This is a genomic window from Pseudomonas putida, assembly GCF_009883635.2.
Taxonomy (GTDB): domain Bacteria; phylum Pseudomonadota; class Gammaproteobacteria; order Pseudomonadales; family Pseudomonadaceae; genus Aquipseudomonas; species Aquipseudomonas putida_W.
Genome location: NZ_CP026115.2, coordinates 2,543,109 through 2,567,249, shown reverse-complemented (window position 1 = coordinate 2,567,249; position 24,141 = coordinate 2,543,109). Strand labels below are relative to the sequence as shown.

General features: G+C 63.1%; 25 protein-coding genes and 1 pseudogene. 15 read left to right on the top strand and 11 right to left on the bottom strand.

Features of this window, described 5'->3' with window-relative positions; all coding sequences use genetic code 11:
* Nucleotides 1-19 precede the first annotated feature (19 nt).
* Genes ctaD through C2H86_RS11535 form a run of 3 tightly spaced genes read left to right on the top strand, consistent with a single transcriptional unit; the run spans nt 20 to nt 3,090 of the window.
* Nucleotides 20-1,609 carry a cytochrome c oxidase subunit I gene (gene ctaD, locus C2H86_RS11545; RefSeq protein ID WP_159412650.1) on the top strand — a complete coding sequence of 530 codons (1,590 nt, stop codon included), beginning with the start codon at nt 20-22 and terminating at the stop codon, nt 1,607-1,609.
* Between the two features lie 10 nt (nt 1,610-1,619).
* Nucleotides 1,620-2,186 (top strand): cytochrome c oxidase assembly protein, encoded by a 567-nt coding sequence (locus tag C2H86_RS11540; protein ID WP_159412649.1) that lies wholly within the window; start codon nt 1,620-1,622, stop codon nt 2,184-2,186.
* Between the two features lie 16 nt (nt 2,187-2,202).
* Entirely contained in the window at nt 2,203-3,090 is an 888-nt protein-coding gene (locus C2H86_RS11535; RefSeq protein ID WP_159412648.1) for a cytochrome c oxidase subunit 3, read from the top strand.
* Here the strand turns inward: C2H86_RS11535 and C2H86_RS11530 are convergent, their stop codons facing one another.
* Nucleotides 3,091-3,294 carry a twin transmembrane helix small protein gene (locus C2H86_RS11530; protein WP_054884381.1) on the bottom strand — a complete coding sequence of 68 codons (204 nt, stop codon included), beginning with the start codon at nt 3,292-3,294 and terminating at the stop codon, nt 3,091-3,093.
* 63 nt (nt 3,295-3,357) lie between these two features.
* Between C2H86_RS11530 and C2H86_RS11525 the strand changes: the two genes are divergently transcribed.
* The 5 genes from C2H86_RS11525 to C2H86_RS11505 are packed head-to-tail and all read left to right on the top strand — an operon-like array spanning nt 3,358 to nt 7,241.
* Nucleotides 3,358-4,095: an SURF1 family protein gene (locus C2H86_RS11525; protein WP_159412647.1), complete on the top strand. Its 738-nt coding sequence runs from the start codon at nt 3,358-3,360 to the stop codon at nt 4,093-4,095.
* Nucleotides 4,064-4,645, top strand: coding sequence for a hypothetical protein (locus tag C2H86_RS11520; RefSeq protein ID WP_159412646.1), 582 nt, complete (start codon nt 4,064-4,066; stop codon nt 4,643-4,645). Before C2H86_RS11525 ends, C2H86_RS11520 begins: the two co-directional genes overlap by 32 nt.
* Before the next feature lie 9 nt (nt 4,646-4,654).
* Nucleotides 4,655-5,734 (top strand): COX15/CtaA family protein, encoded by a 1,080-nt coding sequence (locus tag C2H86_RS11515; RefSeq protein WP_159412645.1) that lies wholly within the window; start codon nt 4,655-4,657, stop codon nt 5,732-5,734.
* Entirely contained in the window at nt 5,719-6,612 is an 894-nt protein-coding gene (cyoE, locus tag C2H86_RS11510; RefSeq protein WP_159412644.1) for a heme o synthase, read from the top strand. Before C2H86_RS11515 ends, cyoE begins: the two co-directional genes overlap by 16 nt.
* Nucleotides 6,609-7,241: an SCO family protein gene (locus C2H86_RS11505; protein WP_159412643.1), complete on the top strand. Its 633-nt coding sequence runs from the start codon at nt 6,609-6,611 to the stop codon at nt 7,239-7,241. The genes cyoE and C2H86_RS11505 overlap by 4 nt, the downstream gene beginning before the upstream one ends.
* 104 nt (nt 7,242-7,345) lie before the next feature.
* Here the strand turns inward: C2H86_RS11505 and C2H86_RS11500 are convergent, their stop codons facing one another.
* The 3 genes from C2H86_RS11500 to C2H86_RS11490 all read right to left on the bottom strand — a co-directional run bounded on the left by C2H86_RS11500 (nt 7,346) and on the right by C2H86_RS11490 (nt 9,862).
* Entirely contained in the window at nt 7,346-8,119 is a 774-nt protein-coding gene (locus C2H86_RS11500; protein WP_159412642.1) for a MetQ/NlpA family ABC transporter substrate-binding protein, read from the bottom strand.
* Between the two features lie 64 nt (nt 8,120-8,183).
* Nucleotides 8,184-8,855 carry a methionine ABC transporter permease gene (locus tag C2H86_RS11495; RefSeq protein ID WP_103448334.1) on the bottom strand — a complete coding sequence of 224 codons (672 nt, stop codon included), beginning with the start codon at nt 8,853-8,855 and terminating at the stop codon, nt 8,184-8,186.
* Nucleotides 8,855-9,862 (bottom strand): methionine ABC transporter ATP-binding protein, encoded by a 1,008-nt coding sequence (locus C2H86_RS11490; RefSeq protein ID WP_159412641.1) that lies wholly within the window; start codon nt 9,860-9,862, stop codon nt 8,855-8,857. The genes C2H86_RS11495 and C2H86_RS11490 overlap by 1 nt, the downstream gene beginning before the upstream one ends.
* A 225-nt stretch (nt 9,863-10,087) precedes the next feature.
* Between C2H86_RS11490 and katE the strand changes: the two genes are divergently transcribed.
* The gene (gene katE, locus C2H86_RS11485) at nt 10,088-12,217 is read left to right on the top strand and encodes a catalase HPII (protein ID WP_159412640.1); all 2,130 of its coding nucleotides are present in this window, start codon (nt 10,088-10,090) and stop codon (nt 12,215-12,217) included.
* A 95-nt stretch (nt 12,218-12,312) separates the two neighbouring features.
* Here the strand turns inward: katE and C2H86_RS11480 are convergent, their stop codons facing one another.
* The 4 genes from C2H86_RS11480 to zur all read right to left on the bottom strand — a co-directional run bounded on the left by C2H86_RS11480 (nt 12,313) and on the right by zur (nt 15,178).
* On the bottom strand, nt 12,313-13,020 hold the full coding sequence (locus C2H86_RS11480; RefSeq protein ID WP_159412639.1) for a PA5502 family lipoprotein: 708 nt from the start codon (nt 13,018-13,020) through the stop codon (nt 12,313-12,315).
* Nucleotides 13,021-13,147: 127 nt separating this feature from the next.
* The gene (gene znuB / locus C2H86_RS11475) at nt 13,148-13,930 is read right to left on the bottom strand and encodes a zinc ABC transporter permease subunit ZnuB (RefSeq protein WP_110639511.1); all 783 of its coding nucleotides are present in this window, start codon (nt 13,928-13,930) and stop codon (nt 13,148-13,150) included.
* Nucleotides 13,923-14,696 (bottom strand): zinc ABC transporter ATP-binding protein ZnuC, encoded by a 774-nt coding sequence (gene znuC, locus C2H86_RS11470; RefSeq protein WP_159412638.1) that lies wholly within the window; start codon nt 14,694-14,696, stop codon nt 13,923-13,925. Before znuC ends, znuB begins: the two co-directional genes overlap by 8 nt.
* Nucleotides 14,693-15,178: a zinc uptake transcriptional repressor Zur gene (gene zur / locus C2H86_RS11465; RefSeq protein WP_159412637.1), complete on the bottom strand. Its 486-nt coding sequence runs from the start codon at nt 15,176-15,178 to the stop codon at nt 14,693-14,695. The genes znuC and zur overlap by 4 nt, the downstream gene beginning before the upstream one ends.
* An 18-nt stretch (nt 15,179-15,196) precedes the next feature.
* Here zur and C2H86_RS11460 point away from each other — a divergent pair, with 18 nt between their 5' ends.
* Nucleotides 15,197-16,153: a zinc ABC transporter substrate-binding protein gene (locus C2H86_RS11460; RefSeq protein ID WP_159412636.1), complete on the top strand. Its 957-nt coding sequence runs from the start codon at nt 15,197-15,199 to the stop codon at nt 16,151-16,153.
* Between the two features lie 49 nt (nt 16,154-16,202).
* Here C2H86_RS11460 and C2H86_RS11455 read toward each other — a convergent pair whose 3' ends face one another.
* On the bottom strand, nt 16,203-17,153 hold the full coding sequence (locus C2H86_RS11455) for a homoserine kinase (protein WP_159412635.1): 951 nt from the start codon (nt 17,151-17,153) through the stop codon (nt 16,203-16,205).
* Between the two features lie 71 nt (nt 17,154-17,224).
* Nucleotides 17,225-17,512 (bottom strand): DUF2782 domain-containing protein, encoded by a 288-nt coding sequence (locus C2H86_RS11450; RefSeq protein WP_159412634.1) that lies wholly within the window; start codon nt 17,510-17,512, stop codon nt 17,225-17,227.
* A gap of 74 nt (nt 17,513-17,586) precedes the next feature.
* Here C2H86_RS11450 and polA point away from each other — a divergent pair, with 74 nt between their 5' ends.
* Nucleotides 17,587-20,334, top strand: coding sequence for a DNA polymerase I (polA, locus tag C2H86_RS11445; protein WP_159412633.1), 2,748 nt, complete (start codon nt 17,587-17,589; stop codon nt 20,332-20,334).
* Between the two features lie 332 nt (nt 20,335-20,666).
* Here polA and yihA read toward each other — a convergent pair whose 3' ends face one another.
* On the bottom strand, nt 20,667-21,299 hold the full coding sequence (gene yihA / locus C2H86_RS11440) for a ribosome biogenesis GTP-binding protein YihA/YsxC (RefSeq protein ID WP_103448325.1): 633 nt from the start codon (nt 21,297-21,299) through the stop codon (nt 20,667-20,669).
* 193 nt (nt 21,300-21,492) lie between these two features.
* On the opposite strand from yihA, the gene C2H86_RS11435 reads away from it, so the two are divergent.
* The 4 genes and pseudogenes from C2H86_RS11435 (at nt 21,493) to C2H86_RS11420 (ending at nt 24,100) form a co-directional block, all read left to right on the top strand.
* Entirely contained in the window at nt 21,493-21,795 is a 303-nt protein-coding gene (locus C2H86_RS11435) for a c-type cytochrome (protein ID WP_027917189.1), read from the top strand.
* A 31-nt stretch (nt 21,796-21,826) separates the two neighbouring features.
* Entirely contained in the window at nt 21,827-22,444 is a 618-nt protein-coding gene (locus C2H86_RS11430; RefSeq protein ID WP_079230207.1) for a c-type cytochrome, read from the top strand.
* Nucleotides 22,445-22,597: 153 nt separating this feature from the next.
* Nucleotides 22,598-23,233: a thiol:disulfide interchange protein DsbA gene (gene dsbA, locus C2H86_RS11425; RefSeq protein ID WP_159412632.1), complete on the top strand. Its 636-nt coding sequence runs from the start codon at nt 22,598-22,600 to the stop codon at nt 23,231-23,233.
* Between the two features lie 34 nt (nt 23,234-23,267).
* A pseudogene (locus C2H86_RS11420) lies at nt 23,268-24,100 on the top strand (endonuclease/exonuclease/phosphatase family protein).
* The last annotated feature ends 41 nt before the right edge of the window (nt 24,101-24,141 follow it).

The window sequence follows — 24,141 nt, the reverse complement described above, 5'->3', positions numbered from 1 at the left end:
GGATTGCAGGAGACAGGACATGAGTGCAGTGATCGACGACCACGCCCACGGCCATGACCACGCCCACGGCCCGGCCAAGGGCTTGATGCGCTGGGTGCTGACCACCAACCACAAGGACATCGGCACGATGTACCTGTGGTTCGCCTTCATGATGTTCCTGCTTGGCGGTTCGTTTGCCATGGTGATCCGCGCCGAGCTGTTCCAGCCCGGGCTGCAGATCGTCGAGCCGGCGTTCTTCAATCAGATGACCACCATGCACGGCCTGATCATGGTATTCGGCGCGGTGATGCCGGCCTTCGTCGGCCTGGCCAACTGGATGATCCCGCTGATGATCGGCGCGCCCGACATGGCCCTGCCGCGGATGAACAACTTCAGCTTCTGGCTGCTGCCGGCGGCCTTCCTGTTGCTAGTCTCGACCCTGTTCAGCCCCGGCGGCGGGCCGAACTTCGGCTGGACTTTCTACGCCCCGCTGTCGACCACCTACGCCCCGGCCAGCGTGACCTTCTTCATTTTCGCCATCCACCTGATGGGTATCAGCTCGATCATGGGCGCGATCAACGTGATCGCCACCATCCTCAACCTGCGCGCCCCGGGCATGACCCTGATGAAGATGCCGCTGTTTGTCTGGACCTGGCTGATCACCGCGTTCCTGCTGATCGCGGTGATGCCGGTGCTGGCCGGCGTGGTGACCATGATGCTGATGGATATCCACTTCGGCACCAGCTTCTTCAGCGCCGCCGGTGGCGGTGACCCGGTGCTGTTCCAGCATGTGTTCTGGTTCTTCGGCCACCCAGAGGTGTACATCATGATCCTGCCGGCCTTCGGCGCGGTCAGCTCGATCATCCCGGCGTTCTCGCGCAAGCCGCTGTTCGGCTACACCTCGATGGTCTACGCCACCGGTGCGATTGCCTTCCTGTCGTTCATCGTCTGGGCCCACCACATGTTCGTGGTCGGCATCCCGGTGGTCGGCGAGCTGTTCTTCATGTACGCCACCATGCTCATCGCCGTACCCACCGGGGTGAAGGTGTTCAACTGGGTCAGCACCATGTGGGAGGGCTCGCTCAGCTTCGAGACGCCGATGCTGTTCGCCATCGCCTTCGTCATCCTGTTCACCATCGGTGGTTTCTCTGGGTTGATGCTGGCCATCGCCCCGGCGGACTTCCAGTACCACGATACCTACTTCGTGGTGGCGCACTTCCACTATGTGCTGGTGCCCGGGGCGATCTTCGGCATCTTTGCCTCGGCCTACTACTGGCTGCCGAAATGGACTGGCCACATGTATGACGAAACCCTGGGCAAGCTGCACTTCTGGCTGTCGTTCATCGGCATGAACATGGCCTTCTTCCCCATGCATTTCGTCGGGCTGGCCGGCATGCCGCGGCGGATACCCGACTACAACTTGCAGTTTGCCGATTTCAACATGGTGTCGTCGATCGGCGCCTTCATGTTCGGCGCCACGCAGATCTTCTTCCTGTTCATCGTCATCAAGTGCATCCGGGGCGGCGCGCCGGCTCCGGCCAAGCCTTGGGATGGCGCCGAGGGCCTGGAATGGTCGATCCCCTCGCCGGCGCCGTATCACACCTTCCAGACTCCACCGGAAGTGAAATAGGAGCGTCGCCATGAAAGGCTCGTCGCTCAAGCGCCTGGTCACCCGCCTGCTGCTGCTGACAGTGGTGATGTTCGGCTTCGGGTTTGCCCTGGTGCCGATGTATGACGTGATGTGCAAGGCCTTCGGCATCAATGGCAAGACCGGCGGGCAGTACGAGGGTAGCCAGATCAGTGACCCGAGCCGTTCGGTGCGGGTGCAGTTCATGTCGACCAATGCCAGCGACATGGTCTGGGACTTCTACTCCACCGCAGACCAACTCGAGGTGAACCCGGGGGCGGTGAACCAGATGATCTTCATCGCGCACAACCCGACCGACCGGCCGATGAGTGCGCAGGCGATACCCAGCATCACCCCGGCCGAGGCCGCGGCGTACTTCCACAAGACCGAGTGCTTCTGCTTTACCCAGCAGGTGCTGCAGCCCGGCGAACGCATCGAGATGCCGGTGCGTTTCATCGTCGACCGCGACCTGCCGGAAAGCGTGAAGCACCTGACACTGGCCTACACCTTGTTCGACATCACTGCACGTCATTCGCCGGTCGCCCATGCCGCGGTTCAGGACGTCCAGGGCGCCCGCTGAGGGAAGGAGAACAGCAATGGCAAGTCATGAGCACTACTACGTTCCGGCGCAGAGCAAGTGGCCGATCATCGCCACCATCGGCATGTTCATCACGGTGTTCGGCCTGGGTACCTGGTTCAACGACATGAAGGCCGGTCACCCGTCGTCGCACGGGCCGCTGATCTTCTTCGTCGGCGCGCTGTTCCTGGCCTACATGCTGTTCGGCTGGTTCGGCGCGGTGGTCCGCGAGAGCCGCGCCGGGCTGTACAGCCCGCAGCTGGACCGCTCGTTCCGCTGGGGCATGAGCTGGTTCATCTTCTCGGAAGTGATGTTCTTCCTGGCCTTCTTCGGTGCGCTGTTCTACGTGCGCGTGCTGGCTGGGCCGTGGCTGGGCGGTGAAGGGGCCAAAGGTGTTGCGCACATGCTGTGGCCGACGTTCGAATTCACCTGGCCGCTGTTGCACACGCCCGACCCGAAACTGTTCCCGCCGCCCAAGGAAGTGATCGACCCGTGGCACCTGCCGCTGATCAACACCATCCTGCTGGTCAGCTCCAGCGTGACCATCACCATCGCGCACCACGCCCTGCGCCGTGACCATCGTGGCCCGCTGAAATTCTGGATGGCGCTCACCATCCTGCTGGGTATCAGCTTCATCACGCTGCAGGCCTACGAGTACCACGAGGCCTACACCAAGCTGGGGCTGACGCTGGGCTCGGGCATCTATGGCGCGACGTTCTTCATGCTCACGGGGTTCCACGGGGCCCACGTGACTTTGGGCACGATCATCCTGATCGTGATGTTCGTGCGCATCCTGCGCGGGCACTTCAACCCCGATAAACACTTCGGTTTCGAGGCGGCGAGCTGGTATTGGCACTTCGTCGATGTGGTGTGGGTGGGGCTGTTCATCTTTGTGTATGTGCTGTGATCAGAACGGTGCGTGAGACACCAGCTGACCACTGATGAAGCCCCAGGCGACCAGGCCGACGGTCAGGGCCGCCAGGGTGACGCGCACGGTCAGGGCTTTCAGCAGGCGGGTCGAGTTTTCATCGTCCTTGACCAGAAACACCAGGCCACTGAACAGGCTGGCGACCGTGGCCAACAGCATCAGGACAATCGCGGCCTTGAGCATGGCGATACTCCGGGGGGATGCGGTGATGTGGATAAGTATAGCGATTGGCCCGGCGAGGCTGCGATGAGACGCTTTCGCCCAGGCTGGATACCGACCCTGGTGGTGCTTGCGCTGCTGCCGGGGCTGATCGCGCTTGGCTGCTGGCAACTCGGCCGGGCCGAAGAGAAGCGCGTATTGCTTGAGACCTATGCCCAGCGTGAGGTCGATGCCCCGCTGGCCACCGCCCAGTTGCTGCAGACCCAGGACTCTGCCTTCCGCCGTGTGCATCTCTATGGCCGCTTCGACGCCGAGCACAGCGTGTTGCTGGACAACCGCATGCGTGACGGCCAAGTTGGCGTCGAGCTGCTGCAACCCTTCCATGACCAGGCCAGTGGCCTGTGGCTGCTGGTCAACCGTGGCTGGTTACCTTGGCCAGACCGCCGCGTGCCGGTGCATTTCGACACCCCCGACCAGGTACTGGCGCTGAACACGTCGGTGTATGTGGCACCGGGCAGCACCTTCCAGCTGCACCCCGACCCGATCGGGGGGCAATGGCCGCACCTGCTCACTGCGATAGACGCTGCGCAAGTGTGGCAGCAGCTCGGTCGCGAAGGCTTCGCCCATGAATTACGCCTGGAGCCCAGCGCGGCTGCTTATCGGCTGGACTGGCCGGTAGTCGCCATGGGCCCGGAAAAACACCTCGGTTACGCCGTGCAGTGGTTCGCCCTGGCCACTGCGCTGGTGCTGCTCTACCTCTACTTCGGCTGGCACAACAACAAGGAGAAACAGCATGGCCACCGCCACTCCACTGGACGTGCCTGAACGTGGCAAACCCACAGCCCGCGGGCGTTTGCAGCTGATTCTCATCCTGCTGGTGGTGCTCGGGCCGATGATACTGGCCACCTGCATGTACAAGCTCCAGTTCTGGGTACCGGACGGCCGCAGCTACCACGGCGCGATGATCGGCAACGGCGAGAGCCGTGCCGATATCGGCATTGCTGGCGAGGACGAACGCTGGCAACTGCTGGTGAGCGCGCCCGAGGCCTGCGCCGAGGAATGCCAGCGGCTGGTGTACCTGGTGCGGCAGATCCAGGTCGGCCTGGGCCGCGACGCCAGCCGTGCCAGCCACGCCTTGGCTGCCGCCCAGCCATTGGCCAGCGACTATCAGGCGCTGCTGGGGCGTGAGTATCCACAGTTGCAACGCTACCCACTGGATGCCCAGCGCTACCTGCAGAAGGTGGGTGAGACCGGCCCGCAACTGTGGATTGTCGACCCGCACGGCAACCTGGTGCTGCGCTACGACGGCAAGGTCAACGGTAAGCACGTGCTCGATGACCTGCGTCACCTGCTCAAGCTGTCCAACATCGGCTAGGAGCCTGCCATGGCCAGACCCGGATTCCGCATCGCTGTGTTCGCCACCCTGCTGGCACTGCTGGTCGTCCTGCTCGGTGCCTACACTCGCCTGACCCATGCCGGGCTCGGCTGCCCCGACTGGCCGGGTTGCTATGGCTTCATCAGCGTGCCCAGCAGCGAAGCGCAGCTGGCCCATGCCGGACTGCACTTCCCGGACCACCCGGTGGAAGAGGCCAAGGGCTGGGCCGAAATGGTCCACCGCTACTTCGCCGGCACCCTCGCCGTGGTGATCGCCCTGCTCGCCTTGCAGGCGCTGCGCCGACATGCCCGCGATGGCCAGCCGTATCGCCTGCCCCTGTTGTTGCTGGGCGTGGTGCTGGCGCAGGCAGCGTTCGGCATGTGGACCGTCACCCTCAAGCTGTGGCCGCAAGTGGTCACCGCGCATCTGCTGGGTGGCTTCACCACCCTGAGCCTGCTGTTCCTGCTGTCCCTGCGTCTATCCCGGGCCTTTGCGCCCTTGCCAAAGCTGCCGCTCAGCCTACGGCGGATAGCCGCGTTGGCCTTGCTGGTGGTGATTGGCCAGATCGCCCTGGGAGGCTGGGTCAGTGCCAACTATGCGGCGGTCGCCTGCATCGACCTGCCCACCTGCCATGGCCAGTGGTGGCCGGCGGCCGACTTCAGCAACGGCTTCCACCTCAGCCAGCACGTCGGCCCCAACTACCTGGGTGGGCAGCTGGACAGCGATGCGCGCACGGCCATCCACATCAGCCACCGTCTGGGCGCGCTATTGGTGACCTGTGTGCTGCTGATGCTCAGCTGGAAGCTTTACCGCTGTGGTCTGACTGGCCTGTCACGGCTGGTGCTGCTGGCGTTGGCCGTGCAAGTCGGCCTGGGGATCAGCAATGTGCTGTTCCACCTGCCGCTGGCCGTGGCCGTCGCGCACAACGCTGGCGGTGCATTGCTGCTGCTGAGCATTGTGCTGGTCAACTACCGCATCCGTGTGGTCGACAAGGTCCGTGTTGGTGTCGGACAGGGCTGGCGCCTGCGGCCCGTGGTCGGAGTAAGCATCAACCATCACATGAGGAACGATTCGTGGCGACGCTTCTGAGCGCACGGCGTGCCGGATGGCGCGATTACCTGGAGCTGACCAAGCCCAAGGTGGTGGTGCTGATGTTGATCACTTCGCTGGCGGGCATGTTCCTGGCAACCCGCGCAGGGGTCAGCTGGAGCGTGCTGCTGCTTGGCAACCTGGGTATCGCCCTGTGTGCGGGCAGCGCGGCAGTGGTCAACCATGTGGTGGACCGGCGCATCGACGCGCTGATGGCGCGTACCCGCAAACGCCCATTGGCCCAGGGCCGGGTCGAGCCGTTGCCGGCGTTGCTGTTCGCCCTGGCCCTGGCGCTGCTTGGCATGGCCATGCTGCTGGTCTTCACCAACGCCCTCACCGCCTGGCTGACCCTGGCTTCCCTGCTCGGTTACGCGGTGCTCTATACCGGCTTTCTCAAGCGCGCCACGCCGCAGAACATCGTCATTGGTGGCCTGGCAGGCGCCGCACCGCCGCTGCTGGGCTGGGTCGCAGTGAGTGGCCACGTCAGCGCCGAGCCTTTGCTGCTGGTGCTGATCATCTTCGCCTGGACGCCACCGCACTTCTGGGCCTTGGCCATCCACCGCAAAGAAGAGTACGCCAAGGCCGATATCCCGATGCTGCCAGTGACCCATGGCGAGCGCTACACCAAGCTGCATATCCTGCTGTACAGCCTGATATTGCTGGCAGTGAGCCTGCTGCCGTTTGCCATCCACATGAGCGGCCTGTTGTACCTGGCCTGCGCTCTGGTACTGGGCCTGCGCTTCCTGCAATGGGCCTGGGTGTTGTACCGTGGCAGCCAGCCGCACGCGGCGATCGGCACCTTCAAGTACTCTATCGGCTACCTGTTCGCGCTGTTCATCGCGTTGCTCGTTGACCACTACCTGTTGCTGAATCTATGACCCGAACCCAGAAAACCGTCTTCATCCTCGTCGCCCTGGTCGCGCTGATCCTGGGCCTTACCGTCAACAAGGTGCTCAGTGAACGGGGCCAGCTGAACCCGACCGACCTGATCGATGCCGGCATCATTCTGTTGCCGCAGAGCCGCGCGGTGGCCGACGTGACCATGACCAACCAGGATGGCCAGGCGGTACAGTTGGACGACCTGAAGGGCAAGTGGTCGCTGTTGTTCTTCGGCTATACCTACTGCCCGGACATCTGCCCGACCACCCTGGCCCAGTTGCGCCAGGTGAAGAGCGAGCTGCCCAAGGAGGCCGTGGACCGGCTGCAGGTGGTGTTGGTGAGCGTGGACCCGAACCGCGATACGCCGAACCAGCTGAAGCAGTACCTGGGCTATTTCGACAAGGATTTCGTCGGCGTGGCGGGGTCGATCGAAGATACCCAGAAGCTGGCCAATGCCTTGAGCATTCCGTTCATCCCGGCCGATACGAGCAAGCCGGGGTATACCGTGGATCACAGCGGCAACCTGGCGGTCGTCGGACCCGATGGGCGTCAGCGCGGGTTCATTCGTGCGCCGTTCAACAACCAGAAGCTGGTGGCGCAACTGCCAGGGCTTGTGAAGCGGGATTGATGGGGCTTTAAAAAGCTTCGCGGGGCAAGCCCGCTCCTACAAGGGAATGCATCCCTCTGTAGGAGCGGGCTTGCCCCGCGAAGAATCCAGCGCGATTGTTCGGCTTAGAACGCCGGCACCACAGCGCCTTTGTACTTCTCGTTGATGAACTGCTTCACCTCAGGCGAGTGCAGTGCGGCAGCCAGCTTCTTCATCGCGTCCGAGTCCTTGTTGTCCGGGCGGGCAACCAGGATGTTCACGTACGGCGAGTCTTTGCCTTCGATGGCCAGAGCGTCTTTCTCTGGGTTCAGCTTGGCTTCCAGCGCGTAGTTGGTGTTGATCAGGGCGATATCGACCTGGGTCAGCACGCGCGGGATGGTGGCTGCTTCCAGCTCACGGAACTTCACGCTTTTCGGGTTCTCGGCAACGTCCTTCACGGTCGACAGGATGTTGGTGTTGTCCTTGAGCTTGATCACGCCTGCCTTGTCCAGCAGCAGCAGGGCGCGGCCGCCGTTGGTGGCGTCGTTGGGGATGACCACGGTAGCGCCGGAGGACAGTTCGTCGAGCTTCTTGATCTTGGCCGAGTACACGCCCAGCGGCTCGATGTGCACGCCGGCAACGCTGACCAGGTTGGTGCCCTTGGCCTTGTTGAACTCATCCAGGTATGGCTGGTGCTGGAAGAAGTTGGCGTCCAGGCGCTTCTCGGCCACTTGCACGTTCGGCTGGATGTAGTCGGTGAATTCCTTGACCTTCAGGTCCACGCCCTCTTTCGCCAGCTGAGGTTTGACGAAGTTGAGGATCTCGGCGTGCGGCACCGGGGTGGCGGCGACGGTAAGGGTTTCGGCGGCGTTGGCCGAGAAGGCCGCGACAGCGGCGACAACAGCAAGCAGCTTCTTCATGAATCACTCCTTGTGAGGGCCGCGACGGCCCCCGAACGGGTCGGCCGGGCCGACCCCATTGGGGTTACTTACGGGAAAAATGCACGACCAGTTTGTCGCCCACGCTCTGCAGGACTTGAACCAGCACCAGCAACAGCACCACGGTCACGACCATCACGTCGGTCTGGAAACGTTGGTAACCGAAGCGGATGGCCAGGTCGCCCAGGCCGCCAGCGCCGACCACGCCGGCCATGGCGGTGTACGACACCAAGGTGATGGCGGTGACGGTGATCGCCGCGAAGATGCCCGGGCGGGCCTCCGGCAGCAGCGCGCTGGTGATGATCTGGCGGGTGGTGGCGCCCATCGACTGGGTGGCCTCGATGATGCCGCGGTCCACTTCACGCAGGGCGGTTTCCACCAGGCGCGCGAAGAACGGGGTAGCACCCACCACCAGCGGCGGAATTGCGCCGGCGACACCCAGCGAGGTGCCGGTGATCAGCACGGTGAACGGAATCATCACGATCAGCAGGATGATGAACGGCAGCGAGCGCAGGATATTGACGATCAACGACAGCAGCGCATACACGCCCTTCTGCTCGAACATCTGCTTCGGCCCGCAGAGGAACAGCAGCACGCCCAGTGGCAGGCCCAGCAGCACGGTGAAGAACAGCGAGCCGAACAGCATGATCATGGTATCGACGGTGGCCAGCCAGATTTCGGCCCAGTCGACGTTGGCGAAGAAATTCAGGGCGTCCATCAACGCAGTACCTCCATATGTACGTCAGCTGCCTTGAAGCGGGCGAACGCCGCTTCCATGTCCCCGCCGATCAGGGCAAGGGTGAGCTGGCCATAGGGGACATCCTTGATGCGGTCGATACGCCCGGCGAGGATGCTGTAGTCCACACCGGTTTCGCGCGCCACGGTGCCCAGCAACGGGGCGTAAGTGGCATCGCCCTGGAAGGTCAGGCGCACGATACGGCCTGGCACGTGGGCGAAGTCATCGCGCTGCTCGCCTTCATCGACCTGTTCATCCTCCTGGACGAAACGCTTGGTGGTCGGGTGTTGCGGGTGCAGGAACACGTCGGCCACCGGGCCTTGCTCGACGATCTGGCCGGCATCCATCACCGCCACGCGGTCGCAGACCCGGCGGATCACGTCCATTTCGTGGGTGATCAGCACGATGGTCAGCTTCAGCTCACGGTTGATCTCGGCCAGCAGCTGCAGCACCGAAGCAGTGGTCTGCGGGTCGAGGGCGCTGGTGGCTTCGTCGCACAGCAGGATCTTCGGGTTGGTCGACAGGGCACGGGCGATGCCGACGCGCTGCTTCTGGCCGCCGGACAACTGCGCCGGGTACTTCCTGGCGTGGTCCTGCAGGCCGACACGGGCCAGCAACTCGGTGACACGTTTGTCGATCTCGCTGCGCGACAGCTCGCCGGCCAGGGTCAGCGGCAGGGCGACGTTGTCGGCGACAGTCTTGGAAGCCAGCAGGTTGAAGTGCTGGAAGATCATCCCGACCTGCTGGCGGAAGCCGCGCAGCTGGCTGGCGTTGAACGCGGTGACGTCTTCGCCGTCGACGATGATCGTGCCGCCGGAAGGCTCTTCGAGGCGGTTGATCAGGCGCAGCATGGTGCTCTTGCCAGCGCCGGAATGGCCGATCAGGCCGAATACCTGGCCGTTTTCGATGGTCAGGCTGGTCGGATTCAGTGCGGGGATTTCCCTACCGGCGACGCGGTAGGTTTTATGTACCTGTTGGAACTCGATCACGTAGCGAACCTTGTGGGGCGCATGGAATTTGGGGCAGCGGTTAGCTGGGGTCGCGCATTTTAGCCTTTTCCCATAGCTGTTCTTAGCATTTATTTCGTAATGCACCAATCCTTCGGGCATATCGCGACAACCGGTAATCCTGATTGAACGCTCGACAAAGCCCTCCGGTCACTACTTGCACAAGCCCGTTACGGGCACGCCTGAAGACTGATAAGGAGAGCCGTGATGCCTAGCAAGAAACCGGATTCGCCGAAACAGAGCCAGCTCGCCGGTACCGACACCCCCGATCGGGCCAACACCAACCGCAAGTTGCAGGCCTTGGAAGAGAATCGCAGCGATTCGACCGGCCAGGCACTGCGGACCAACCAGGGTGTGCGCATCGCCGATAACCAGAACACGCTCAAGGCCGGGCCCCGTGGCCCCTCGCTGCTTGAAGACTTCATCATGCGCGAGAAGATTACTCACTTCGACCACGAGCGCATCCCTGAACGCATCGTGCATGCCCGGGGCACCGGTGCCCATGGCTATTTCCAGAGTTATGGCAACCACGCCGAACTGACCAAAGCGGGCTTCCTGCAGGACCCTGAGAAAGTCACCCCGGTATTCGTGCGGTTCTCCACTGTGCAAGGCCCACGCGGGTCCGGCGACACGGTGCGCGACGTGCGCGGTTTCGCCGTGAAGTTCTATACGGATGAAGGCAATTTCGACCTGGTGGGTAACAACATGCCGGTCTTCTTCATTCAGGACGCCATCAAGTTCCCGGACTTTGTGCACGCGGTCAAACCGGAGCCGCACAACGAAATCCCCACCGGTGGTTCGGCCCACGACACCTTTTGGGACTTTGTCTCACTGGTGCCCGAATCGGCCCACATGGTCATCTGGGCCATGTCCGACCGTGCCATTCCGCGCAGCCTGCGGATGATGGAAGGCTTTGGCGTGCACACGTTCCGGCTGATCAATGCCGAGGGCGTGGCGAGCTTCGTCAAGTTCCACTGGAAGCCGCGCCAGGGCGTGCACTCGCTTCTGTGGGACGAGGCCCAGAAGCTTGCAGGCAAGGACACCGACTTCCAGCGCCGGGACCTGTGGGAGGCTATCGAGACTGGCGATTATCCAGAGTGGGAACTGGGCGTGCAGATCGTGCCGGAGGCGGATGAGCACAAGTTCGACTTCGACCTGCTCGACCCTACCAAGATCATTCCCGAAGAGCTGGTGCCGGTTACGCCGCTGGGCAAGATGGTGCTCAACCGCAATCCTGACAACTTCTTCGCTGAGGTGGAGCAGGTCGCTTTCTGCCCCGGCCATATCGTGCCCGGGATCGATTTCAGCAACGACCCATTGCTGCAGGGTCGGCTGTTTTCCTATACCGACACCCAGATCAGCCGTCTTGGCGGACCGAATTTCCACCAGATCCCGATCAACCAGCCCGTTGCGCCGAACCACAACAATCAGCGCGATGCGCTGCACCAGCACGTGCTGCACAAAGGGCGCGCATCCTATGAACCTAATTCGATAGACGGCGGATGGCCGAAAGAAACCCCTCCGGCTGCTCAGGATGGAGGCTTCGAGAGTTATCAGGAGCGCATCGACGCGCACAAGATTCGCCAGCGCAGCGAGTCGTTCGGCGATCACTTCTCCCAGGCGCGGTTGTTCTTCCAGAGCATGAGCCCCACCGAGCAGCAGCACATCATCAAGGCCTACAGCTTCGAGCTGGGCAAGGTGGAGCGTGAACACATTCGTGCGCGGCAGGTGAATGAGATTCTTGCCAACATCGACCTCAAGCTGGCCGCCGCTGTCGCTGCCAACCTTGGCTTGCCGGCACCCAAGGCCGGTACGGTGCAGGTCAAGGGCAGTCAATTGGCGAAGTCGCCGGCCTTGAGCCAGATGAACCACCCAGGCGTAGTTGGTATCAAGGGCCGCAAGATCGCGGTGCTGGTGGCCGATGGTGTGGACGGCAGCAGCGTCGACAAGCTGGTCAAGGCGCTGGAGGCCGAAAGCGCCAGGCCCATGCTCCTGGGGCTGACTTCGGCGCCGGTGAAAACGGCGGACGGCAAGCAGTTGCCGGTAGATGCGTCGATGGAGGGGATGCCGTCGATCATGTTCGACGGGATTGTGGTGCCCAAAGGCGTGGACAAGGCGTTGGCTTCAAGTGGGTTGGCCAAGCACTTCCTGCTGGAGGGATACAAGCATCTCAAGGCGATGGTGTTGACCAAGGACCTGTTGAATAGCTTAGGGCTCAAGGAAGACAAGGGATTGCTGCTGGGTGATGAGCAGAAGGCAGTAGATGCCTTTGTCAAAGCGGTTGAAGGGCATCGTGTGTGGGATAGGGAGGCGGCTGCAGAATCGATTCCTGCCTGATACGGCTTCTTCGCGGGTAAACCCGCTCCCACAGATTTTATGCAAGCCGCGAGGCTGGCGCTGGACCTGTGGGAGCGGGTTTACCCGCGAAGGGATCAACGCTGATGCGGGACGAGAACCACCTGCGCCGGCATCGATCGCTGAATCTCATGCTTCTGCTTCAGCTGGAACCCGCTGTCGAGCTTGTGCACGCGCTTCTCCAGCAGGTTTTTCAGCCAAGGCGCATCCTGAGTACGCGGCACCTGGAACACCACGTCACACTGGTAATTGACCACGTCCTTGGCAATCTCATCGAGCTGGCGACGCATCGCCCGGATGTCGGTGGTCTTCAGCGCAATCACCGTGCTCGGCGCCGTAGGGTCGATCACCCGCGCTTGCGGCTTGGCCTCAGCCGCCTTCAAGGCCGCTTCGGCCTTCTCCAGCTCGGCCTTGCGCGCCTGGGTCACGGCGTCGCCGCCGGTTACGGCCGGTGCTTGCGGCATCAGCGCCCGGGCCCGCGCCAGTGCAGTGGCGGCGGCATTGACATCGCCCTTCTGCAGCACGATCTGGCTGCGTTTCAGGTAGGCCTCGGCCAGCTGGCGCTGGTTTTGCTCCAGGCGTGCGTCATCCGGCGACTGCGCCTGCAGGGCAGCCAGCTGGTCTTCGGCGGTGGCCAGCTCGTTGCTGGCGATACTCTGTTGCAGCTGCTGCCAGGCATCGGCTTGGGCAGGTGCATCGGCCTGCTCGACCGGCGCGCTGGAACACGCAGCCAGGAACAGGGAAAACGCGGCAACAAGCAGATAACGGGATGCGAACGGCTTCATTCCTGCGACTCTCTATTTGCGCAAAAAGCGAGCAAGTCTACACCCAGGTGCGCACGCTCGAAAATAAGTCTTACAGACCCTTTACCGGTGAAAAGGTTGCAGGGTGCAACTCTGTGCACCCCGGTTTTCAGCGTTTTGGCAGGGCCAGGCTCAGCAAGAATAGCACTGCCGCGCAGACCACGATCGATGGCCCGGCCGGGGTGTCCTTGAACCAGGACATGGCCAGGCCGCCGCATACGGCGGTAATGCCGAGCAGGCTGGCGCCCAGTGCCATCTGCTCTGGCGAGCGGGCGTGGCGCTGTGCCGCGGCGGCGGGAATGATCAACAGCGAGGTGATCAGCAGCACGCCGACGATCTTCATGGCCACGGCAATGACCACGGCAATCAGCAACATCAGGGCCATGCGCAGGCCCGCTACCGGCAGGCCTTCGACCATCGCCAGTTCTTCGTGCACGGTGATGGCCAGCAACGGTCGCCACAGCGCGGCGAGCAGCAGTAGGACCAGCGCGCTGCCGCCCAGGATCCACGCCAGGTCGGTGGTGCTGATGGCCAGCAGGTCGCCGAACAGGTAGGCCATCAGGTCGATGCGCACATCATGCATGAAGCTCAGCACCACCAGGCCCAGCGACAGGGTGCTGGGGGCGAGGATGCCAAGCAGCGTATCGGAGGCTAGCGGCTGGCGTTGCTGCAAGGTCACCAGCAGGATCGCCAGCAGCAGGCAGCCCACGGTCACCGCCAGGGCCGGGCTGACATCCAGCACGAAGCCCATCGCCACGCCCAGCAGCGCGGCGTGGGACAAGGTATCGCCGAAGTACGCCATGCGCCGCCACACCACGAACGAGCCGAGCGGGCCCGCTACCACTGCCAGGGAAAGACCCGCAAGCAAGGCGTAAAGAAGAAAATCAGCCATGCTTGCAGTGCTCTCCGTGAACATGGGTGCCAGGGGCGACGACCGAGCCGTGCAGGTCGTGGCTGTGGTCGTGATGGTGGTGATAGACAGCCAGGCTCGGGGCGTTCTGGCCGAACAGCTCGACAAAGGCCGGGTCGTTGCTGACTTGCTCGGGGTGGCCCGAGCAGCATACGTGGCGGTTCAGGCAGACCACCTGGTCGGTGGCGCTCATCACCAGATGCAGGTCGTGGGAGACCATCAGCACGCCGCAGCCGTGGCGGTCGCGCAGGCGGGTGATCAGGTTGTACAGCTCGGTCTGGCCGACTACGTCGACACCCTGCACGGGCTCATCGAGCACCAGCAGCTGCGGCTCGCGCAGCAGCGCGCGGGCCAGCAGCACCCGCTGCATCTCGCCACCGGAAATGGTCTGAATCGGGCTGTCGATGACCTGTTCGGCACCCACTTCCTGCAGTGCCGACAAGGCAGCCGCGCGGTCTACGCCGGGCACCAGGCGCAAGAAGCGCAGTACTGACAGCGGCAGCGTGGCATCCACCTGGATCTTTTGCGGCATGTAGCCGATACGCAGCTTCGGTTTGCGCCAGACCTTGCCGCGGTGCGGTTTGAGCAGCCCGAGTACGGCGCGCACCAGGGTAGTCTTGCCGGCACCGTTGGGGCCGATCAGGGTAACGATCTGGCCGGGCGCCACCGACAGGTCGATGCTGTCGAGCACGGCCTCGCCACCGAAACTGACGCCGACCTGCTCGAGGCGGATCAGGGCGTCGCTCATGCTGCGCTCCGGCAGTTGGCGCACAGGCCGACGATTTCCACCGTCTGGGTTTCGACGCTGAAGCCCACGCCATTGGCGCTGTTGATGATGGCGTCGCTGATGCTGTCCTGCTCCAGCTCGATGGCCACGTGGCATTCGCGGCAGATCAGGAACTGGCCCTGGTGCGCGTGCTCCGGGTGGCTGCAGCCGATGAAGGCGTTGAGCGAGGCGATGCGGTGTACCAGGCCGTTTTCCAGCAGGAAGTCCAGCGCACGGTACACAGTCGGCGGCGCAGCGCGGCGGCCGTCCTGCTCGCTGAGCACGGCGAGGATGTCGTAGGCACCCAGCGGCTTGTGGCTCTGCCACACCAGCTCCAGCACACGCCGGCGCAGTGCGGTCAGGCGCAGGCCCTGGCGCGTGCACAAGGCATCGGCTTCGGACAAGGCGCTGTGCACGCAATGGGAATGATCGTGGGGACGGTGAGCCAGCGGCGTGATGGACATGGGCAGCGACGGTTCTGGATGGAGACGTTATTATGTTACCTGTTTCTGACGAGTCGAGTATTCATCGTGTCCCGATTCCTTGTGCTTTTTGTCGCTTTCATCGCCTGCTCGGCGCAGGCCGACGTGCGCGTGCTGACCAGCATCAAACCCCTGCAGCAGATTGCCGCCGCCGTGCAGGATGGCGTGGGCAAGCCGGACGTGCTGCTGCCGCCGGGCGCTTCGCCGCACCACTATGCCCTGCGCCCGTCCGACGTGCGCAAGGTCGGCGACGCCGACCTGCTGTACTGGATCGGCCCAGACATGGAGAACTTCCTGCCGCGGGTGCTGGGCAGCCGCAGCAAGCCGACGGTGGCCGTGCAGTCGCTTTCAGGCATGAAGCTGCGCCACTTCGGTGAGGACAGCCATTCCCATGAGGAGGCGGACCAGGACGACCATGACCACGATCACCGCCCAGGCAGCCTGGATGCGCACCTGTGGCTGTCGTCGGTCAACGCCCGGGTGATCGCGGCGAAGATGGCGGCTGACTTGGCGGCGGCTGATCCTGCCAATGCGGCGCGCTACCAGAGCAACCTGAAAGCCTTCACCGAGCGCCTGGATGGCATGGATGCGCGGATCAAGGCGCGGGTGACCGGGATCGCCGGCAAGCCCTACTTCGTGTTCCATGAGGCGTTCGACTACTTCGAGTCGGCCTATGGCCTGCAGCACACTGGCGTGTTCAGTGTGGCGTCGGAGGTGCAGCCGGGCGCGCAGCATGTGGCCGCGATGCGCAAGCGTCTGCAGGAAGTGGGCAAGACCTGTGTGTTCAGCGAGCCACCGCTGCGGCCGCGCCTGGCCGAGACACTGACGGCCGGGCTGCCGGTGCGGTTGGCGGAGCTGGATGCCTTGGGCGGGACCGATCCGGTGGATGCCAAGGGCTATGAGCGCCTGCTCGAGAAGCTCGGTGGTGACCTCGCAGGTTGCCTGGAGCAGTTGTAAGCCTGTTCCGGCCTCTTCGCGGGCTTGCCCGCGAAGAAACAGATGCGGTCTAGAGGGCGAACGGCAGGTGCAATGCCACCTGCTGGCGCTGCGCCAAGCGCACCTCGAACTCGCTCGGGTCGTGGATCATCACATCCATCCCGGCAAACGATTCTGCGGCAATCAGGCGCGACAGCCAGAAGCGCACGCAGCCTACCCGCAACATTTCCGGCCACAGCTCGGCTTCGGCAGCGGTAAACGGCCGCAGCGCCGCATAGGCCCCCAGCAGTGCCTGTGCGCGCGGCACATCGATCGCACCGTGGTCATCCAGGCACCAGTCGTTCACGGTGATGGCGATGTCATACAGCATCGGCCCGGAGCAGGCGTTGTAGAAGTCGATGACACCGGTCAGGTGAGTGCCTTCGAACATCACGTTGTCGCGGAACAGGTCGGCGTGCAGGTTGGCACGCGGCAAGGCCATGATCGGCGCCTTGTGCGCGGTGATCTCGTCCAGCGCCGGTTGCAGCAGCGCAGCCTGCTCGGGGCTCAGGCGCGGCAGCAGTTCGGCACCCGAGGCCAGCATCCAGTCCAGGCCTCGGTCGGTACGGCGCTCGATGATGCGTTCGCGGGTGGCCAGGTGAATGTGCGCCAGCAGCTCGCCCACCTGGGCGCAGTGCTGGGGGTTCGGCGCCTTGATGTGCTTGCCCGACAGCCGCGGCTGCAGCAAGGCCGGCTTGCCGCACAGTTCGCGCAGGGCATTGCCGTCACGGTCACGCAGGGCGTAGGGCACCGGCATGTCGGCATTGTGCAGCACGTCGAGCAGGTCGATGAAGAACGGCATGTCCTCGACCGGCCCGCGCTCGACCAGCGTCAGGACGAACTCACCCTGTTCGAGGCTGACGAAGAAGTTGCTGTTTTCGGTACCGGCGGCAATGCCCTGAAAGTCGAGCAGACGGCCCAGCTCGTACGGCGCCAGAAAGGTTTCCAGCTCAGGCCGGGTCACGGGGGTGAAGACTGACATGATGAAAAAATGCCCATACGGGCACTTCCGCCGGGAAGTGCCGGGTTGATGTGAACGGTGCGCGCGTCAGATTACCACTCGAAGATCTTCCAGGACGGGATCAGCATGTCCGGTTGGTCGGAACGAATGAAGTTGGCATCGGTGCCATCGGCGCGGACCAGGAAATACGGCTTGCCGTTTTTCGGCGTGATCTTGATCGCATACAGGAAGCCGTTTTGCCGGTATTCCTGGATGGTTTTATCGCCTTCCGTGCGAATGGTGACATCGGGATCGGCCGATGGCGCGTCGTCCGCCGCGAGGGTGACGACTGGCATGGTTGCCAGCAGGCCCAGCAGTAACAAGCGATTGAGTGTACGCATGATAACCTAGTCCCTTTGTCGTCATTGATCCGGCTATTCTAGCTCCGGACCCGCCGAAAAGGTTGATTCTGCTCATGAGCCAAGCGCCCCTCGTCCTGGTGGACGGTTCCTCCTACCTCTACCGCGCCTTTCACGCGCTACCGCCGCTGACCACTTCCAAGGGCATGCCGACCGGTGCGGTCAAGGGTGTGCTGAACATGCTCAAGAGCCTGCGCAAGCAATACCCCGACAGCCTGTTCGCCGTGGTCTTCGACGCCAAGGGCGGGACCTTCCGTGATGCCATGTTCGCTGAGTACAAGGCCAACCGGCCGAGCATGCCCGATGACCTGCGCGTGCAGGTCGAGCCGCTGCATGCCAGCGTCCGGGCATTGGGTTACCCGCTGCTGTGCGTCGAAGGCGTCGAGGCCGATGACGTGATCGGCACCCTCGCCCGCAGCAGCGCGACTCAGGGCCGGCCGGTGATCATCTCGACCGGCGACAAGGACATGGCGCAACTGGTGGACGGCCACGTGACCCTGGTCAACACCATGACCGGCAGCGTGCTGGACGTGGCCGGCGTGCACGAGAAATTCGGCGTTGGCCCGGAACACATCATCGACTTCCTCGCCCTGATGGGTGACAAGGTCGACAATATTCCGGGCGTGCCCGGCGTCGGCGAGAAAACTGCAGTTGGCCTGCTGACCGGAATCGGCGGTGGCCTCAGCGACCTGTACGCCAACCTCGACAAGGTCCCGACCCTGGCCATCCGCGGCGCCAAGACCCTGCCGGCCAAGCTCGAAGAGCACCGCGACTCGGCGTTTCTGTCCTACGAACTGGCCACCATCAAGTGCGACGTGCCGCTGGATGTGGAAGTCGAGGCGCTGGTTTGCGGCGAGCCTGACCGCGAGGCGCTGCTGGCGCTGTACACCGAAATGGAGTTCAAGAGCTGGGTCGCCGAGGTGCAGCGCGATGCGGCCAGGGCCGGCGATGTCGCCCCTGTGGTCGAAGCGCCGGTCGCCAACGTCGAGCCCAAGTACGAAACCATTCTCGACCAGGCCCGCTTCGACGCCTGGTTGGAGAAGCTGCGCCAGGCGCCGCTGTTCGCCTTCGACACCGAGACCACCAGCCTGGACGCCCAACAGGCGCAGCTGGTGGGCCTGTCGTTTGCCGTCGAGCCCCATGAAGCGGCCTATGTGCCCCTGGCCCACGACTACGAAGGCGCCCCGACCCAGCTAGACCGCGAGGCTGTGCTGCTGGCACTGAAGCCGCTGCTGGAAGACCCGGCCAAGGCCAAGGTCGGGCAGAACGCCAAGTACGACATCAACATCCTCGCCAACAACTCGCCCGCCATCGAGATGCGCGGCGTGGCCTACGACACCATGCTCGAGTCGTACGTGCTCAACTCCACCGCCACCCGTCATGACATGGACAGCCTGGCGCTGAAGTACCTCGACCACACCACCATCGCCTTCGAGGACATCGCTGGCAAGGGTGCCAAGCAGCTGACCTTCAACCAGATCAACCTGGACAAGGCCGGCCCTTATGCCGCCGAGGACGCCGACATCACCCTGCGCCTGCACCACGCGCTGCAGGCGCGTTTGGCGCAGACGCCGAGCGTGCAGCCGGTACTGATGGACATCGAGATGCCGCTGGTGCCGGTGCTGGCCAAGATCGAGCGCCAGGGCGCGCTGGTCGATGCCGCGTTGCTGCAGGTGCAAAGCGGTGAGCTGGGCGTGAAGATGGCCGAACTGGAGCAACGTGCCTACGCGCTGGCCGGCGAGGAGTTCAACCTTGGCTCGCCCAAGCAATTGGGCGCGATTCTGTATGACAAGCTGGGCATGCCGGTGCTGAGCAAGACCGCCAAGGGCCAGCCCTCCACCGCTGAAGCGGTGCTCGACGAACTTGCCGAGCAGGGCTACCCGCTGCCCGAGGTGCTGATGCAGTACCGCAGCCTGAGCAAGCTCAAGAGCACCTACACCGACAAGCTGCCAGGGCAGATCAACCCGCGCACCGGGCGTATCCACACGTCCTACCAGCAGGCCGTGGCCGCCACCGGGCGCCTGTCGTCCAGCGATCCGAACCTGCAGAACATCCCGATCCGCACCGCCGAGGGGCGGCGCATTCGCCAGGCCTTCGTTGCCAGCCCCGGCTACAAGCTGCTGGCGGCGGACTATTCGCAGATCGAACTGCGCATCATGGCCCACCTGGCCAAGGATGAAGGCCTGCTGCATGCCTTCCGCAACGATCTGGACGTGCACCGCGCGACGGCAGCGGAAGTGTTCAGCGTGGCGCTGGAAGACGTCACCACCGACCAGCGCCGCAGCGCCAAGGCCATCAACTTCGGCCTGATCTACGGCATGAGTGCGTTCGGCCTGGCCAAGCAGATTGGCGTCGACCGCAAGCAGTCGCAGGATTACATCGACCGCTACTTCGCCCGCTACCCGGGCGTGCTGGCCTACATGGAGCGCACCCGCGCCCAGGCCGCCGAGCAAGGCTTCGTCGAAACCCTGTTCGGCCGCCGCTTGTACCTGCCAGACATCAACGCCAAGAACCCGGCCCTGCGCAAAGGCGCCGAGCGCACGGCAATCAACGCGCCGATGCAGGGCACCGCCGCCGACATCATCAAGCGCGCCATGGTCAACGTCGACAACTGGCTGAGCGAGAGCGGCCTGGATGCGCGGGTGATCCTGCAGGTGCACGACGAACTGGTGCTGGAAGTACGTGAAGACCTGGTCGACCAGGTGAAAGATGAAATCCGCACGCAAATGAGCAACGCCGCGCAACTGGATGTTCCGCTGGTGGTCGAAGCAGGTGTTGGTTCGAATTGGGACGAAGCTCACTGATTGAGCTGGGAAAGATGTGTAGGATCTGCGACGTGGTGACGCGGATCCTGGTATGGCTTGATGCCATTAGTTCGGGAGTTTCATGAAACTATCGCAAATAGTTTTGAGGGCTCCGGAACTAAACCGGTGAAGTGGAACTCAGAGTAACTGAATGGCTGGTGAAGCCTTTCGATGCTCCTATGTTGTGTTAAGTGTTGGCAGATACCTGGACCCCGCCCTAGCGGTCCAGACTTGGACCCCGAACTTCCCCCTCCCCATACGAAGTCCGGGGTTTTTTTTGCCCGGAATTTGAGTATCGGTCCCTGTGGGCACCCACAGGGACCGGATACAGGTCAGGCTACTGGCTTGTCTTCCAGCTCCATCCAGTCCGCCAGTACCCGGTAGGCCTCTTCCAGGCCCAGGCGCTTGGGTGCCGAGAACAGCTGGATGGTCGCCGCGTCACCCCACCCCTTGCGAATCTCCGACTGCACCTTGAGCAAGGTGTTCTTGCCCGCACCGTGGGTCAGCTTGTCGGCTTTGGTCAGCAGGATGTGCATCGGCATGCCGCTGGCCTTGGCCCAGTCGAGCATCATCTTGTCGAAGTCGGTCATCGGGTGACGCACATCCATCATCAAAATGATGCCTTTCAGGCAATCACGGCTGCCCAGGTAGGCCTCCAGGTGCTTCTGCCAGTGTTGCTTCAGCGGAATCGGGACTTTTGCATATCCGTAGCCCGGCAGGTCGACCAAACGCCGTTCATCGTCCAGACTGAAGAAATTCAACAGCTGGGTGCGCCCTGGGGTTTTCGAGGTACGCGCCAGGCTGGCATGAGTCAGGGTATTGAGGGCGCTGGATTTGCCGGCGTTGGAACGGCCGGCAAAAGCCACCTCGTAACCCTGGTCGTCCGGGCATTGTTCGACCTTGGCAGCGCTGAGGGCGAATTTGGCTCTCTGGCAGAGGCCGAGGATGGGGTTATTGACTTGCATGGGATTTCCGATGTGGGTGTTGCCAAAGCCTAGGCCGGCAAGCGGTGTCGTTTCCGTTTGGATGGCGGAAGTATATAATGCCCCAGTTTTTGTGTGCTCATTCTCCCAGCGAAGGGGAATGGGCATGGGGTGTCGAACAATAGCTCGCGCATCAGAACGCAGCGCGTCCCCCAACCCTGTCAGGTCGTTTCGCATGGCGAAATGGCTGCTAGCTGTCGGTATGTTCCTGCCGTTTTTCAGCGCACAGGCTACACAGGATCCCGAGGCGTTGTACAACCGCACGTGTGCGGCCTGTCACGCCGGGCAGTTGCCACAGGCACCCAAGAAGGGTGACCCGGCAGCTTGGGAGCCAAGGCTGGCGCAAGGCATGGAGCAGCTGGTAGTGCATGTTACCCAGGGTTTCAAGGCTATGCCGCCGCGTGGATTGTGCATGGACTGCAGTGCCGAGGACTACCGTTTGGTCATCCTTTGGATGAGCGGCAGTCCCGATACATAACATTTCACCCTTAGCCGTGTTGGATTAGCTGATGAACAAATTAGTCGTGAGTCTGCTGTTGACCCTGGGTGTCGCAGGTGCGGCCACTGCTGCGGAACCCATCAAAGGCGATGCCGCCGCCGGCCAGGCCAAGACAGCCGTCTGTGGTGCCTGCCACAACCCCGACGGCAACAGCCTGGCGCCGAACTTCCCGAAACTGGCCGGCCAGGGCCAGAGATATCTGGAAAAACAATTGCACGACATCAAGTCGGGCAAGCGCACCGTGCTGGAAATGACCGGCATGCTGGCCAACTTCAGTGACCAGGACCTGGCCGATATCGCCGCCTGGTTCTCCAGCCAGAAGGGCAGTGTCGGGGCGGCCGATCCCAAGCTGGTCGAACGCGGCCGCGCGCTGTTCAATGGCGGCAACCTGGAAAAAGGCATGCCTGCCTGCACCGGTTGCCACTCTCCCAACGGCGCAGGTATTGCCCTTGCCGGTTTCCCGCACCTGGGCGGCCAGCATTCGCAGTACGTGACCAAGCAGCTCACCGACTTCCGCGAAGGCAACCGCACCAACGACGGCGATGCGATGACCATGCGCACCATCGCCGGCAAGCTGAGCAACCATGAGATCGAAGCGCTGGCCAGCTACATCCAGGGCCTGCATTAACGTTCGGTTAATGCGGTAACGCTAAAGATGAAAGGGCGGCGCGGACCGCCCTTTTTTCTGTCCGCAGCCGTTACACTACAGAACTCGGGCCCTTCGCCACCGGTCACAGCACAGGTCGCGTCGAGGCGACCAATGAATGCTCAGGAGTAAAGCATGCGTAAACTGATTCTCAGCGCCGCGCTGGTCGCTGCCAGCGTCTTCGGTATGACTGCCGTCCAGGCCGCAGAGCCTGCCACTGCCGGCAAGGAATACATCGAGCTGAGCAACCCTGTTCCGGTATCCCAGCCAGGCAAGATCGAAGTGGTCGAGCTGTTCTGGTATGGCTGCCCACACTGCTACCACTTCGAGCCAACCATCAACCCATGGGTCGAGAAACTGCCCAAGGACGTCAACTTCAAGCGCGTACCAGCCATGTTCGGCGGCCCATGGGACGCCCACGGCCAGATGTTCCTGACCCTCGAAGCCATGGGTGTCGAGCACAAGGTTCACGCCGCGGTCTTCGACGCCATCCAGAACCAGCGCAAGCGCCTGACCGACCCGAACGACATGGCCGATTTCCTTGCCACCCAGGGTGTCGACAAGGACAAGTTCCTCGCCACCTTCAACTCGTTCGCCATCAAGGGCCAGGTCAACCAGGCCAAGGAACTGGCGAAGAAGTACGAGATCACCGGCGTACCGAGCATGGTGGTCAACGGCAAGTACCGCTTCGACCTGGGTACCGCCGGCGGGCCGGACGGCGTACTGAACGTTGCCGACCAGCTGATCGCCAAGGAGCGCGCCGCTAAGTAAGCGGCGAACCCCATGCGCCGCTTCAGAACCGCGCGTGGCATTGGCCTGCACCAGCCGCAGGTCAACGAGCATCACCTGCAGGCCCCTGGCCTGCCCGAGGATGGTCGTCTGCGGCTGCTCAGCTTCAACATCCAGGTGGGCATCAGTACCGAGCGCTACCGGCATTACCTGACCCGCAGCTGGCAGCACCTGCTGCCGCACACCGGGCGGGCCGGCAACCTGAAGAAAATCGGTCAGTTGCTCAACGACTTCGACCTGGTGGCCCTGCAGGAGGCCGATGGCGGCAGCCTGCGCTCAGGCTACGTCAACCAGGTGGAGCACTTGGCCCAACTGGGTTCCTTTCCTTATTGGTACCAGCAGCTCAATCGCAACCTCGGGCGTTTTGCCCAGCACAGCAATGGCGTGCTCAGCCGCATCAAGCCACAACTGCTCGAAGATCACCCGCTGCCCGGCCCGGCCGGCCGTGGTGCGATCCTGGTGCGTTTTGGCGAGGGTGAGGATGCGCTGATCGTGGTCATGATGCACCTGGCCCTGGGTGCCAAGACTCGCGCCCTTCAACTGGGCTACATTCGCGAATTGATCGGCGGCTACCGCCATCAGGTACTCATGGGCGACATGAATACCCACGCCACCGACCTGCTCGAGCATTCGCCCCTCCGCGATCTGGGCCTGATCGCACCACAGGTCGAAGCCACCTTCCCCAGCTGGCGCCCGCAGCGCTGCCTGGACCACATCCTGCTCAGCCCAAGCCTGACCCTGGAGCGGGTCGAGGTGCTGGCGCAGCCGATTTCCGACCATCTTCCCGTTGCGGTAGAGATCCGATTGCCTGATGCACTGACTGTGGATACGCTGCCGGTCTTGAGCTAGATCAGCTAAACCGCGGCAAGCCCTCAAGTGTTCGAGGCGCG

Bases quoted from the DNA above. Each gene is read 5' to 3' on its own strand.
- zur (WP_159412637.1), bottom strand. From the start codon at position 15,178: ATGTCCATCACGCCGCTGGCTCACCGTCCCCACGATCATTCCCATTGC.
- C2H86_RS11435 (WP_027917189.1), top strand. From the start codon at position 21,493: ATGGCGAAATGGCTGCTAGCTGTCGGTATGTTCCTGCCGTTTTTCAGC.
- C2H86_RS11530 (WP_054884381.1), bottom strand. From the start codon at position 3,294: ATGCTCAAGGCCGCGATTGTCCTGATGCTGTTGGCCACGGTCGCCAGC.
- katE (WP_159412640.1), top strand. From the start codon at position 10,088: ATGCCTAGCAAGAAACCGGATTCGCCGAAACAGAGCCAGCTCGCCGGT.
- dsbA (WP_159412632.1), top strand. From the start codon at position 22,598: ATGCGTAAACTGATTCTCAGCGCCGCGCTGGTCGCTGCCAGCGTCTTC.
- C2H86_RS11515 (WP_159412645.1), top strand. From the start codon at position 4,655: ATGGCCAGACCCGGATTCCGCATCGCTGTGTTCGCCACCCTGCTGGCA.
- polA (WP_159412633.1), top strand. From the start codon at position 17,587: ATGAGCCAAGCGCCCCTCGTCCTGGTGGACGGTTCCTCCTACCTCTAC.
- znuB (WP_110639511.1), bottom strand. From the start codon at position 13,930: ATGGCTGATTTTCTTCTTTACGCCTTGCTTGCGGGTCTTTCCCTGGCA.
- C2H86_RS11500 (WP_159412642.1), bottom strand. From the start codon at position 8,119: ATGAAGAAGCTGCTTGCTGTTGTCGCCGCTGTCGCGGCCTTCTCGGCC.
- C2H86_RS11495 (WP_103448334.1), bottom strand. From the start codon at position 8,855: ATGGACGCCCTGAATTTCTTCGCCAACGTCGACTGGGCCGAAATCTGG.
- C2H86_RS11520 (WP_159412646.1), top strand. From the start codon at position 4,064: ATGGCCACCGCCACTCCACTGGACGTGCCTGAACGTGGCAAACCCACA.
- C2H86_RS11535 (WP_159412648.1), top strand. From the start codon at position 2,203: ATGGCAAGTCATGAGCACTACTACGTTCCGGCGCAGAGCAAGTGGCCG.
- C2H86_RS11460 (WP_159412636.1), top strand. From the start codon at position 15,197: ATGGAGACGTTATTATGTTACCTGTTTCTGACGAGTCGAGTATTCATC.
- C2H86_RS11540 (WP_159412649.1), top strand. From the start codon at position 1,620: ATGAAAGGCTCGTCGCTCAAGCGCCTGGTCACCCGCCTGCTGCTGCTG.
- C2H86_RS11505 (WP_159412643.1), top strand. From the start codon at position 6,609: ATGACCCGAACCCAGAAAACCGTCTTCATCCTCGTCGCCCTGGTCGCG.
- ctaD (WP_159412650.1), top strand. From the start codon at position 20: ATGAGTGCAGTGATCGACGACCACGCCCACGGCCATGACCACGCCCAC.
- C2H86_RS11455 (WP_159412635.1), bottom strand. From the start codon at position 17,153: ATGTCAGTCTTCACCCCCGTGACCCGGCCTGAGCTGGAAACCTTTCTG.
- C2H86_RS11450 (WP_159412634.1), bottom strand. From the start codon at position 17,512: ATGCGTACACTCAATCGCTTGTTACTGCTGGGCCTGCTGGCAACCATG.
- C2H86_RS11480 (WP_159412639.1), bottom strand. From the start codon at position 13,020: ATGAAGCCGTTCGCATCCCGTTATCTGCTTGTTGCCGCGTTTTCCCTG.
- C2H86_RS11430 (WP_079230207.1), top strand. From the start codon at position 21,827: ATGAACAAATTAGTCGTGAGTCTGCTGTTGACCCTGGGTGTCGCAGGT.
- yihA (WP_103448325.1), bottom strand. From the start codon at position 21,299: ATGCAAGTCAATAACCCCATCCTCGGCCTCTGCCAGAGAGCCAAATTC.
- znuC (WP_159412638.1), bottom strand. From the start codon at position 14,696: ATGAGCGACGCCCTGATCCGCCTCGAGCAGGTCGGCGTCAGTTTCGGT.
- C2H86_RS11525 (WP_159412647.1), top strand. From the start codon at position 3,358: ATGAGACGCTTTCGCCCAGGCTGGATACCGACCCTGGTGGTGCTTGCG.